The organism is Pseudomonas entomophila (genome assembly GCF_029478665.1).
GTDB lineage: Bacteria > Pseudomonadota > Gammaproteobacteria > Pseudomonadales > Pseudomonadaceae > Aquipseudomonas > Aquipseudomonas entomophila_F.
The window spans coordinates 1-12,493 of the sequence record NZ_JARPQB010000011.1; the positions used below are offsets into that span (position 1 = coordinate 1).

The window sequence follows — 12,493 nt, forward strand, 5'->3', positions numbered from 1 at the left end:
CCGGCGAACAGTCGCAAGATCAGTACACGTCCCGCCGATACCGCCCATCCTCGATCAACTGTTGCACGCTATCTGCTCCCAGCATCCCGTGCAGTGCCGCATCCACGCCCGCCGCCATCCCTTGCAGGCTGCCGCAGACATACACGCACGCACCCTCGTCGACCCAGCGCTTGAACTCGGCGGCGTGCTGCAGCAGCACATCCTGCACATAGACCTTCTCCACCTGATCCCGCGAAAACGCCAGGTCCAGCCGTTGCAGGTCGCCACCGCGCAGCCAGCCTTGCAGTTCGTCGCCGCACAGCAGGTCATGGGCCTGGTTACGTTCGCCGAACAGCAGCCAGTTGCGTGGCTCGCCGGTCGCGATACGTGCCCTGAGCAAACTGCGCAGCCCGGCCAGGCCAGTACCGTTGCCGATCAGAACCAGGGGGGCGGACACCTCGGGCAGGTGGAAGCTGCTGTTGCGCCGCAGGCGCAGGCTCACCGTGCCGTCCAACGGCAGGTACTCAGTCAGCCAACCTGAACCCAGGCCCAGGCTGCCGTCGGGGTGGCGCTCCTGGCGCACGATCAGTTCCAGCACGCCATCGCTGGCGATGGAGGCGATCGAGTATTCCCGCGCTGTCAGCGGGATCAGCGCATCGACCAGCGCCTGGGCGTGCAGGCCGACCAGATGCTCGCGACTCTGCGGCAACTGGCGGCTAGCCAGGGCCTGGGCGAGGGTTTCGTTCAGGCCGTCCAGTTGTACGGGGCTTTCAGGGGGCAGCCCGAGCCCGGTGAGGAAGGCGTCGACACGTACCTGGCCGTGGCGTGGCAGGATTTCCACCAGGTCTCCCGCTTCCCAGGTCACAGGTGCCGGTGGCAGCAGGCCCAGCAGGTACACAGGGGCACCCTGGCTGCCAGAATTGAGCAGCTCTCGTCGGGTCAGGCGCCAATTGTCGAAACTCGGCGGCTGCCAGGCGACCACCGGGCGGGCGCCGGTCAGCCGGGCCAGTTCCTGCTGCCACCGTTGCAGCGCGGCGGGGTCGGCGTTGTCCACTTCAACCGCGCCGAAGGCGCTGCTGGCGCCACGTTCACCGAGCCAGGCCTGCAGGCGCCGGGCGAAGCCACAGAAGTGCGGGTATTGACGATCGCCCAGGGCAAGCAGGGCATAGTCCAGGTGCTCCAGCGCCCAGGGCTGGCCCAGCACCTTGCGTTCGAAGGCGCGGGCGCTGTCCGGCGCCTCGCCGTCACCGAAGGTGCTGACCACGAACAGCGCGCGCTTGGCCTGGCGCAATTCTGGCTCGCCCAGTTCCGCCAGTGGGCGCACCTGTACCGCCAGCCCGGCAGCCTGCAACTGGCCAGCGCTCTGCCAGGCCAACTGCTCGGCGAAGCCGCTCTGGCTGGCGAAGCCGATCAGCCAGCTGTCACCCGTGTTCGCTACGGTGTCCACCGCACCACGGGCGGCGCGGACCTGGCGCTTCTTGCGGCGACGGTCGAGGTACAGCAGCCAGCCAGTGACGAAGAACAGCGGCATGGTCAGGCTGGCGATAGTGACGATGATCCGCCCCGGCAGGCCGAAATAGCTGCCCACGTGCAGGGCGTAGACACTCTGCAGCAGTTGGGCCTTGAACGATTTGTCGGCGTACCGCTCGTGACGCTTGATCTGGCCGGTGGCCGGATCGAGGGTGAGGGTGTTGAGTGCGCGCTCGTGGTCGGCGCCTTCGAGCAGGTAGAACAGGGTCGCCGGTTGTCCCCCCGCAGGCGGCAGACGCAGGTTGTAGGTCGACAACCCAGGGCCGGCAACCTCCTTCAGGTTGGCCCAGATGGCGTCGTAGTCGACCACCAGCGGTGGCGCGTTGTTGTCGGCCTTGGGCGGGCCATGGCGGCCACCACGTCCTTCGCCGCGCTTCTGTTCGCCTGCGGCCGGCTTGTCGGCCAACAGCGTGTTCAGGCCTTCGCGATACCACTCATAGGACCAAAACAGCCCGGTCAGGGCGAACAGCAGATAAAACAGCAGGCACCACGTGCCAAAGACCGCATGCAGGTCCCAGTTGAACGCACGGCCTTTCTTCGCCCAGTCCAGGGTCAGCCAGGCTCGCCAGTTCAGCGCTTGGCGCGGCCAGCGCAGGTACAGGCCGGAAAGGCAGAAGAAGATCAGCATCAGGGTGCATGCACCGGTGATCTGCCGGCCAGTATCACCCATGGCCAGGAAGCGGTGCAGGTTGAGCACGAAGTCGAAGAAGCCCAGCCCCGCGACATCGCCCCTGAGTTCGCCGGTGTATGGGTCGGCATAGCGCAGCTCGCCACGGCGCTTGCCTGGAGGCGGGGTGAAGAAGATCCGCGCGGCGTTGCCTTCACGGGTATCCACCCAGAGCATCGAGACCTTGTCGCCTTGTGCGCTCTCCACCCGGCGTACCAGCTCGGCCGGTGGCAGCACGCCCTCCTGGCGCACCTCGACCTTGAGCACGTCGGCGTTGAATGCGCGCAGCAGTTCTTCCTGGAACGACCAGATGGCGCCGGTGATGCCCATCAGCGCCAGCACCAGGCCTGCGGTGATGCCAAAGAACCAGTGCAATTGGAACAGTGTCTTCTTCACCACATCGATCACCTTGTGTTGCCGCCAGAGCCCGCGCGGCGTGCATTATGCCTTGATACGCAAAAGCCCCGTCCATGACCATGGACGGGGCTTGGGGGGCGACCTTTAGAAGTGCACGCTGGTGGTCAGCAGTGCGGTCCGGCCCGCCGCCTGGTTGGCGAAGTGGGTGGAGTACGCCTTGTCGTAGTAGACCTCGTTGGTGAGGTTCTGCACGTTCAGTTGCAGGTCGATGTTCTTGGTCAGCTTGTAGGCGGCCATGGCGTCGTAGCGTACGTAGCTGTCGACCATGGTGGTGTTGGCTACGCTGCCGTAGACGTCATCGACATAGAAGGCGCCACCACCGACGGTCAGCTTCGGCGTCAGCTGGTAGGTGGTCCACAGGCTGGCGCTGTTGTTCGGCGTATTGGGCAACTGGTTGCCGTCGTTCGCCTTGCCCAGCGGGCCGCCATCGATCTGGCGGGCCTGCATGTAGGTGTAGCCGGCGAACACCTGCCACTTGTCGGTCAGCTTGCCGCTGGCCGACAGCTCGATGCCCTGAACGCGGGTTTCACCGACGTTCTCGTAGGTGGTGGTGTCGACCTGGACCCGGGCGTTTTCCTTCTCGGTCCGGAACAGCGCCGCAGCCAGGGACAGGCGCTGGTCGAGCAGGTCCCACTTGGTGCCGATCTCGTAGTTGGTGGTTTCCTCCGGCTCCATGTCACTGCTCAGCAGGTTGCCGGAACGGTCAGTGGTGTTGCCCAGCGGGTTGCCCTCGGTACCCTCGCCGAGCATGGCCCCGGGCGGCGTGGCGGAGGTGGCGTAGGACACATAGATGCTGCCGTTGTCCGCCGGTTTCCACACCAGGCCCACCTGGCCGGTGATGAACTCGCTGGTGTCCTGGCCCTTGGCAGGTACGCCCTTGCTGCTCACCGCGGTACTGCCGTCGGCGTTGTAGCCACGGTAATCAGTGTCGAAGTGGTCGTAGCGCAGGCCCATGTTCAGCAGCCATTGCGGGGTCAGCTCCAGAGTGTCGAACACATAGAGCGCACGGGTCTTGCTGCTGGTCCTGGTACCTGCGTAGTTACGCGCGACGGTGCCGACCCAGTTGTCGTCCGGGTTCGGGTTGTCCAGCGAGGTGCAGCTGCCGCCGCTGCCTGGGCCGGTGCAGGTCAGCTTGCTGTTGGGGGTGACGGTGTAGCTCTGGCGGTCGGACTCTTCCTTGGTGAACTCGACGCCGGTGGAGAAGCTGTTCTTCAGGCCGCCCAGGTAGAACTCGCCGAACAGGTCGGTCTGGTTGGTGGTGGTGGCGGTGTTGCCCACACGGGTATTGGCGCGACGCCAGACGCCATTGTTGTTGACGTTGCCGGCGCTGTCGTCAGGCTGAGTCAGCACGTAGTCCTGCATGCTGTTGCCGTGGCGCAGGGTATTCTTGATGGTCAGCGTGTCGGACAGGTCGTGCTCGATGGCAAAGGTCGCGATATCGACACGGGTCTTGCGGAAATCGCGTCCGGTCAGACCGTAGAAGTTGTCACTGTCGCCACCGTCTACCGGTTTGTCCGGATGCGCCGAAGTCCGTGCGGCACTGCCTGCCCTAGGCACGCTGTACGGGATGCCCGAGTCCGGCAGGTCGTCGCTTTCCAGGTGGTAGTAGTCGAGGTTGACGCGGGTTGGCGTGCCCAGGCCGAAGGCCAGGGACGGGGCGATGCCCCAGCGGTCGTAGTTGACCTTGTCGCGGCCGGCGACGTTGCTCTCGTGGGTCATCAGGTTGAGGCGCCCGGCCACGCTGTCGCTGAACTGGTAGTTGCCGTCGAAGGTGTAGCGCTGGGTCTGGTCGCTGCCCCAGGTCCAGGCGCCGTCCAGCGAGTTGCCCAGGTGCGCGCGCTTGCTTACCAGGTTGATGGTGCCGCCGGCGGCGCCACGGCCACCGATGGCCGAGTTCGGGCCCTTGGCCACTTCCACCGATTCGATGGCGAAGATTTCGCGGGTCTGCGCGCCGGTATCGCGCACGCCGTCCAGGTAAGTGTCGCCCTGGGCGTCGAAGCCGCGAATGAAGGGGCGATCGCCTTGCGGGTTGCCGCCTTCGCCGGCACCGAAGGTGATGCCCGGCACGGTGCGCAGGGCGTCCTGCAGGTTAAGGGCGTTGGTGTCCTTGATCACCTGCTGCGGGATCACGGTGACCGAGCGTGGGGTGTCCACCAGTGGTGCAGTGTACTTCTGCGAGGAGGCTTTCTCGACCTTGTAGTCGGTGCTCGCCTGCTCGGCCTTGCCGTTGATGCTGGTGGCATCGAGGGTGACGGCATGGCTGGCGGCAGGATCGGCGGCATAGGCGGAGGTGGCGGTGATCGCCATGCCGATGGCGGAGACGAGCAGACGTGGTGAACTCACAGCGGTTGGCACGTGACGCATTGTTGTAGACCTTCCCCAAGGTATGAAGGCCGCGGATGTTAATGTAAGCGAATGTAAGGAACAATTGAGAAGCGTTACCATTCGACAGAAATTTACATTCTTTACAATTTCACCTTACGGTTTTTACGGGCTCATACGTCACGGCTGGATCAAGGGGGCTTGTGATCCGTAAAAGGTAATCAATATCATTGGCGGCTCTCTTTCCGCATCAGGTGCCATTGCCATGCTGCTTCACATTCCCGGGCTGTTCGATGCCGACGAAATCTCGCGTATCCGCGAGGCCCTGGAGCAGGCCGACTGGGCCGATGGCAAGGTCACGGCCGGCTACCAGTCGGCCAAGGCCAAGCACAACCTTCAGTTGCCCGAGGGGCATGCCCTGGCCAAGGAAATCGGCAACGCATTGATCGACCGACTGTGGCGCAACCCGCTGTTCATGTCGGCGGCGCTGCCGCACAAGGTGTTCCCGCCGCTGATCAACTGCTACCGCGAGGGTGGCAACTTCGGCTTCCACATCGACAATGCCCTGCGCCAGCCCAAAGGCAGCCCGGAGCGTATCCGCACCGATTTGTCGTCGACCTTGTTCCTGAGTGATCCGGCCAGCTACGACGGCGGCGAGCTGGTGATCCAGGACACCTTCGGTGTGCAGCAGGTCAAGCTGGCGGCCGGCGACATGGTGCTGTACCCAGGCACCAGCTTGCACAAGGTCAACCCGGTTACCCGTGGCGCGCGCTACGCGGCGTTCTTCTGGACCCAGAGCCTGGTGCGCGAGGATAGCCAGCGCACCCTGCTGTTCGAGATGGACAACGCCATCCGCCAACTCACCGCCGATGTGCCGGAGCACCCGTCGCTGCTGCAGTTGACCGGCACCTACCACAACCTGTTGCGCCGCTGGGCCGAGGTTTGAGCCGTGTCCTATCAATTGCGTCGTGAAGAGGTCGTGGATGTCGCCGGGCTGCAGGCGATGCTCGAGCACAGCCCTGGCCAAGCCGCCCAGGCGATTCTGGCAGCGGCCGGGCAGGGCGCGGTCGAGGCGCAGCTGTTGCTCGGGCAGATCCTGCTCGATGGGCGCGGTATCGAAGAGGATGCCTGCGTGGCTCGCCGTTGGTTCGCCATCGCCGCCCAGGGCGGCAGCGCCATGGCGCACAACATGCTCGGCCGTTGTCTGGAGCACGGTTGGGGTGGTGAAGTGAGCCTGGCGCAGGCGGCCATACACTATGCGCATGCGGCTGATGCTGGGCTGGACTGGGGCATGTACAACCTGGGCAACCTGCTGGCCACCGGACGCGGGGTGCCGGCCGACCAGTTCCAGGCGTTGGCTTGTTACGAAAAGGCCGCCCACCAGGGGCATGCCAAGTCGATGAACCTGTATGGGCGTTACCTGGAGCAGGGCATTGCCACGACCGCGAGCCCGGCACGGGCGGTGCGTTGGTATCGGCGTTCGGCCGAGGCGGGGGATTTTCGCGGGATGTTCAGCCTTGCGCTGGTGCTGGTCGAGCGGGGCGAGGTGGCTGAGGCCGGGCCCTGGCTGGATCGGGCGCGGGTCGAGGGCAACCTGAGTTTCCTGCGCAGTGCGCTGGTGACTTTGCAGGGGGCCGGGCCGGTGTTGACGACTTTCGCGGCGCGGTATGCCGAGGAGATCGAACAGCGCGGAACCTGACGAGCCTGTGCCGGCCTCGTCGCGGGGCAAGCCCGCTGCCACCGGCGCTCACCATGGATGCGAAAACGGGGCCTTGCGGCCCCGTTCGGTATTACAGGTAGTAGGCCTTCAGCGGCGGGAAGCCGTTGAACTCCACCGCGCTGTAGCTGGTGGTATAGGCGCCGGTCGACAGCCAGTACAGGCGGTCACCGATCGCCAGGTTCAGCGGCAGGCCGTACTTGTAGTTCTCGTACATGATGTCGGCGCTGTCGCAGGTCGGGCCGGCGATGACCACTTCTTCGGTCTCGCCTTTCTTCTCGGTCCAGATCGGGAACTTGATGGCTTCGTCCATGGTTTCGATCAGGCCGGAGAACTTGCCCACGTCGGTGTAGATCCAGCGCTCGACCGCGGTGCGCGACTTGCGTGCCACCAGCACCACTTCACTGACCAGGATGCCGGCGTTGGCGATCAGCGAACGGCCCGGCTCGAGGATGATTTCCGGCAGGTCGTCGCCGAAGTCTTCCTTGAGGAAGCGGATGATCTCTTCGGCGTAGGTCTCGAGGCTGTTGGTACGGGTGATGTAGTTGGCCGGGAAGCCGCCACCCATGTTGATCAGTTTCAGCTCGATGCCGTCTTCTTCCTTCAGGCGCTCGAAGATCACCTTGACCTTGGCGATGGCCGCGTCCCACACGCTGATGTCGCGCTGCTGCGAACCGACGTGGAAGGAGATGCCGTAAGGCACCAGGCCCAGGTCGCGGGCGAGGATCAGCAGGTCCATGGCCATGTCGGTCTGGCAGCCGAACTTGCGCGACAGCGGCCAGTCGGCGGTGGTGGAGCCTTCGGTGAGGATGCGCACATAGACTTTCGAGCCTGGCGCGGCCTTGGCGATGTTGCGCAGGTCGGCTTCGGAGTCGGTGGCGTACAGGCGCACGCCCTTCTCGTAGAAGTAGCGGATGTCCTTGGATTTCTTGATGGTGTTGCCGTAGCTGATGCGATCGGCGCTGACGCCACGGCCCATCACCTTGTCCAGCTCGTAGATCGAGGCGATGTCGAAGCTCGAACCTTTCTCCTTCAGCAGGTCGATGATCTCGACCGCCGGGTTGGCTTTCACTGCGTAGTACACCTTGGCGAACTCGAAACCGGCGCGCAGGTCGTCATAGGCCTGGCTGATCATCTGGGTGTCGATGAGTACGAACGGGGTTTCCTGCTTGTCGGCGAACGCCTTCATTTTCTGGAAGGTGTCGCGTGCGAAATAGTCTTCGACCTGGATCGACATGCTCAAGGGCTCCATGGGCAAACTGAAAAGATAAGTGGCAGCAAACTGAACGCCCTCCGTATCCCCACTTTGGTTCGCCTACTTCCCAAGGCATGTCGCCGAAAGCAAAAAGGTCAACCGTGCCCGTGGTGCGGAGCGGCGGGTGACCTTGCTGTCTCGTCGTCAGTACTTGAGCCGGATGGATCGTTTCCAGCATGGACGTTCGGCGCGCACTTTAGGGCGTGAAAACCGCAAGATCAACAGGCAAACCCGGTGGTTTCGCCGTGGATCGATGAGCTGTCACCTGAATAACCGACCCACATGACCGGCATATGTTCCCAGGCCTTGTGCAAGCGTAAAAAATAGTGGAATGGACCGTGTTGACCCCATCGCGGGTAAACCCGCTCCTACAGGGATCCAGCGCTTTTCTGCAGGAGCGGGTTTACCCGCAATGAGGCCGGCAGTGTTCATATTTATGGCCACGAAGCCCGCGCCTCCCCCGCGCATGAAATCAGCAAAAAAAATTGTCATCGCACCCGCTGCTCGCCCTTGGTCGGACTGACAATGCACCGATTGCCGTTGTTGATGAGAAACATTACTATTCGCGACCTCGCCCTGCCTCCCTGATGAACACACCCGTGTCCGGACACAAAGGCTTCCTCGACCACTACCACGAGCTGATCGGCACCTGGACGCGCAAGCTGCGCAGTCGTCAGCAGGCCGAGGACCTCACCCATGACGCCTTCGTGCGGGTTCTGGAGAACCCGAACGAGCAGGTCGAGCAACCGCGCGCTTATCTGCACCAGACCGCCCGCAACATTGCCGTCGATGGTTTCCGCCGCGAGGACCGTCGCCAGGCCCTTGAACTGGAGGCATTCGAGGAAGGGGCGGCGGGCCATGACGACCCCGAGGCCTATGTGCATGCCCTGGAGCTGGCTGCCTCCGTGGAGCGGGCGCTTTCAGCGCTGCCGCTCAACTGTCGCCGGGTCTTCATCTGGCAGAAGCTCGAGGGCCTGACCCAGGCCGAAATCGCCGAGCGCATGGGCTTGAGCAAGAACATGGTCGAAAAGTATATGATCCGCACGCTCCGACATCTGCGTGAGCACCTGGATGTGTCGGCCAGATGAGTCAGGAGACCCCATTGATGAAACAGCACGTGCGCGAGCAGGCCGCCGTATGGTTCACCCGGCTTCAGGACGCGCCGCGCGACGGTGAACTGCAGGCGGGTTTTGGCCGGTGGCTGGCACAGCATCCGCAGCACCGCGAGGAGTACGAGCGGCTGACGCAACTATGGCGCGCCGCCGATTTCATCCCACGCCAGCGCCTCGAGGCACTGTGCGAGCCCGACTCTGTACGCCCGTTGCCGCGCCGTCGCCTGCTGCGCCAGGCACTGGCCGCCAGCGTGGCGGTCGTGGCCCTCGGCCTGGGCTGGGTGGGTTGGCAGTACCAGCAACTGAACCACCAGGACACCTTGCAAACCGCCCTGGGTGAGCGCCACCAGGTCGAGTTGCCCGACGGGTCGCAGCTGGAGCTCAACAGCGCCACCCGGTTGCAGGTCGACTTTTCCCCCGGCCGCCGTCACGTGCGGTTGGGCCAGGGCGAGGCGATGTTCATCGTCGCCCATGACAGCGATCGGCCATTTGTGGTGAGCACCGCCCAGGGGGATGTGACCGTGACGGGCACGCGCTTCGATGTACGTCAGGACCGGGACAGCACGCGTGTCGCGGTCGAACAGGGGTCGGTACGGGTCCGGGGCGCGGGCGAATCGCTGGCGCTGCTCGGTGCCGGCCAGGGTTCGCGCATCGACGCCCACGGCCAGGTCGCCGCGCCCTACGCCATCGATGCCAATGCGCTGACGGCCTGGCGCCAGGGCAAGCTGGTGTTCGACAACGCCCCGCTCAGCGAAGTGGTCGCCGAAGTCTCGCGTTATCGCGCCCAGCCCCTGCGTGTCGCGCCTGGCAAAGTGGCGAACCTGCGCCTGTCCAGCACCTTCAGCAGCGATGACCCCGATGCGCTGCTGCGCGCCTTGCCGAACATCCTGCCGGTGGCGATCAAGCAGCACGCGGATGGCTCCAGCGAAATTATTTCGAAATAGATTCAGGTTTTTTTCCGCTCGTTCGTCTTCCCCGCCAGCTGCAACTGCCAAGCATTTCCATTTGCATGCGGTTGGCGTTTATCCCGACTTTCAGGACCCATCGAAGACGTGAACAACAATAAGCCCCTTCTCCAGTTGCGCCGCCTGGCGCTGGCCCTGGCGGTCAGCGCCGCCGCTGGCAACAGCTATGCCGAGACTATCCAGATCCAGGCGCAGCCTCTGGCTACTGCCCTGAAACAACTGGGCCAGCAGACCCGTCTGCAACTGTTCTTCAGCCCCGAACTGGTGGCCGGCAAGCAGGCCCCGGCCGTGTCGGGCAACCTGGCGCCGGAGCAGGCGCTGGCGCAGCTGTTGCAGGGCAGCGGGCTGACCTACGAGCAGTCCGCCGACACCGTGGTGGTCAAGCCGGCCCAGGCTGCCGGCACCCTCACCACCGGCAGCCTCGAACTGGCGCCCACCGACGTCAAGGTGGTCGGCGACTGGTTGGGCGACGCCGAGCAGAGCGTGGTGCAGAACCACCCGGGCGCGCGAACCGTGGTGCGTCGCGAGGCGATGGTGGAGCAGGGCGCGATGAACGTGCGCGATGTACTGCGCGGTATTCCCGGCGTGCAGGTGCAGGACTCCAACGGTACTGGCGGTAGCGACCTGTCGCTGAACGTCGGTGTGCGTGGCCTGACCTCGCGCCTGTCGCCGCGCTCGACCGTGCTGATCGATGGCATCCCGGCGGCCTTCGCCCCTTACGGCCAGCCGCAGCTGTCGATGGCGCCGATTTCCTCGGGCAACCTCGACAGCATCGATGTGGTGCGCGGCGCCGGTTCCGTGCGCTACGGCCCGCAGAACGTCGGCGGGGTGATCAACTTCGTGACCCGGGCGATCCCCGAGAAAGCCTCGGCGGAACTGTCCACCACCCTGGAAACCTCCCAGCACGGCGGCTGGAAGCACACCGAGTCGGCGTTCGCCGGTGGCACCGCCGACAACGGCATGGGCGTGGCCTTGCTGTACACCGGGGTGAATGGCAACGGCTACCGCGAAAGCAACAATGGCAACGACATCGATGACGTCATGCTCAAGACCCACTGGGCCCCCACTGATGTCGACGAGTTCTGGCTCAACTTCCACTACTACGACGGCCGCGCCGACATGCCTGGTGGCCTGACCCAGGCGCAGTACGACAGCAACCCGTACCAGTCGCTGCGTGATTACGACTACTTCGCCGGCCGGCGCAAGGACGTGTCGTTCAAGTGGCAGCGCCAGCTCGACGACGCCACCCAGTTCGAAGTGCTGACCTACTACACCGACAGCTTCCGTGGCAGCGCCATCGCCGCGCGCGACATGAAGACCCTGTCGTCGTACCCGCGCAACTATCACACCTTCGCCATTGAGCCGCGGGTGTCGCGGATCTTCTTCGCCGGCCCGACCACCCAGGAAGTCAGCGTCGGTTACCGCTACCTGAAAGAAGCGATGCGTGAGCAATCGACGCGCCTGGCGCTGATCGACAACGTACCGACCGTTACTCCGACCTCCGACGGCCATGTGTTCCAGGACCGCAGCGGCGGCACCGAGGCCAGCGCCTACTACATCGACGACAAGATCGACGTGGGTAACTGGACCATCACCCCAGGCATCCGTTTCGAGCACATCAACACCGACTGGCGCGACCGTCCGGTGCTGGACGCCAACAACCGGCCAGTGCCGGAGAAGAACCGCAGCATCACCAGCAACGAGCCGCTGCCGGCGCTGAGCGTGATGTACCACCTCTCCGATGCCTGGAAAGTGTTCGCCAACTACGAGACGTCGTTCGGCAGCCTGCAGTACTTCCAGCTGGGCCAGGGCGGTACCGGCAACAACACGGCCAATGGCCTGGAGCCGGAGAAGGCCAAGACCTACGAGGTGGGCACGCGCTATGACAACGGTGGTTTCGCCGGCGAGTTGACCGCGTTCTACATCGACTTCGACGACGAGCTGCAGTACATCAGCAACGACATTGGCTGGACCAACCTGGGGGCCACCAAGCACCAGGGGATCGAGGCGTCGGTGCGCTATGACCTGGCGGGGCTCGATCCGCGCCTGGAAGGTTTGTCGGTCAACGGTGGCTACACCTATACCCGCGCCACCTACGAAGGCGAGATTCCCGGCTTCAAGGGCCGCGACCTGCCGTTCTACTCGCGCACGGTGGCCACGGCCGGGCTGCGCTACGAGGTCAACCACTGGACCTGGAACCTGGACGCCTACGCCCAATCCAAGCAACGTGCGCCGGGCACCGGCATGAATGCCGACGGCAGCTTCAACGGCAACTACATCACCGAGCCGAGTGCCGATGGGCAATATGGCGACATTCCGGGTTACGTGACCTGGCATGCGCGCGGTGGTTATGCGTTCGGGCCGCAGCTGTCGAACCTGAAGCTGGCGGCGGGGGTGAAGAACCTCTTCGACAAGCAGTACTTCACCCGCTCCAGCGACAACAATGCCGGGCTCTATGTGGGTGAGCCGCGTACGTTCTATGTGCAGGCCAGTGTAGGGTTCTGATAGCGCGTCGCCTTCATCGCCGAT

At 64.3% G+C, this 12,493-nt stretch carries 8 protein-coding genes; 5 read left to right on the top strand and 3 right to left on the bottom strand.

Translation table 11 applies throughout. The features are described from left to right. Nucleotides 1-19 precede the first annotated feature (19 nt). The gene (locus P5705_RS07260) at nt 20-2,575 is read right to left on the bottom strand and encodes a sulfite reductase flavoprotein subunit alpha (RefSeq protein ID WP_277460187.1); all 2,556 of its coding nucleotides are present in this window, start codon (nt 2,573-2,575) and stop codon (nt 20-22) included. Between the two features lie 102 nt (nt 2,576-2,677). Beyond that, entirely contained in the window at nt 2,678-4,957 is a 2,280-nt protein-coding gene (locus P5705_RS07265) for a TonB-dependent receptor (protein WP_277460188.1), read from the bottom strand. 223 nt (nt 4,958-5,180) lie between these two features. Between P5705_RS07265 and P5705_RS07270 the strand changes: the two genes are divergently transcribed. Both P5705_RS07270 and P5705_RS07275 read left to right on the top strand, forming a co-directional pair. Beyond that, nucleotides 5,181-5,861 carry a Fe2+-dependent dioxygenase gene (locus P5705_RS07270; RefSeq protein ID WP_277460189.1) on the top strand — a complete coding sequence of 227 codons (681 nt, stop codon included), beginning with the start codon at nt 5,181-5,183 and terminating at the stop codon, nt 5,859-5,861. Between the two features lie 3 nt (nt 5,862-5,864). Beyond that, nucleotides 5,865-6,614 (top strand): tetratricopeptide repeat protein, encoded by a 750-nt coding sequence (locus tag P5705_RS07275; RefSeq protein WP_277460190.1) that lies wholly within the window; start codon nt 5,865-5,867, stop codon nt 6,612-6,614. 91 nt (nt 6,615-6,705) lie between these two features. Here P5705_RS07275 and P5705_RS07280 read toward each other — a convergent pair whose 3' ends face one another. After that, complete coding sequence (locus P5705_RS07280; RefSeq protein ID WP_277460191.1) at nt 6,706-7,869, bottom strand: type III PLP-dependent enzyme; 1,164 nt, start codon at nt 7,867-7,869, stop codon at nt 6,706-6,708. Nucleotides 7,870-8,474: 605 nt separating this feature from the next. Here P5705_RS07280 and P5705_RS07285 point away from each other — a divergent pair. The 3 genes from P5705_RS07285 (at nt 8,475) to P5705_RS07295 (ending at nt 12,469) form a co-directional block, all read left to right on the top strand. Further along, entirely contained in the window at nt 8,475-8,975 is a 501-nt protein-coding gene (locus P5705_RS07285) for an RNA polymerase sigma factor (RefSeq protein ID WP_277460192.1), read from the top strand. Nucleotides 8,976-8,992: 17 nt separating this feature from the next. Further along, nucleotides 8,993-9,943 carry a FecR family protein gene (locus P5705_RS07290; protein ID WP_277460193.1) on the top strand — a complete coding sequence of 317 codons (951 nt, stop codon included), beginning with the start codon at nt 8,993-8,995 and terminating at the stop codon, nt 9,941-9,943. 108 nt (nt 9,944-10,051) lie between these two features. After that, a complete protein-coding gene (locus P5705_RS07295) occupies nt 10,052-12,469 on the top strand; it encodes a TonB-dependent siderophore receptor (RefSeq protein WP_277460194.1) in 2,418 nt (805 codons plus the stop codon). Nucleotides 12,470-12,493 lie beyond the last annotated feature (24 nt).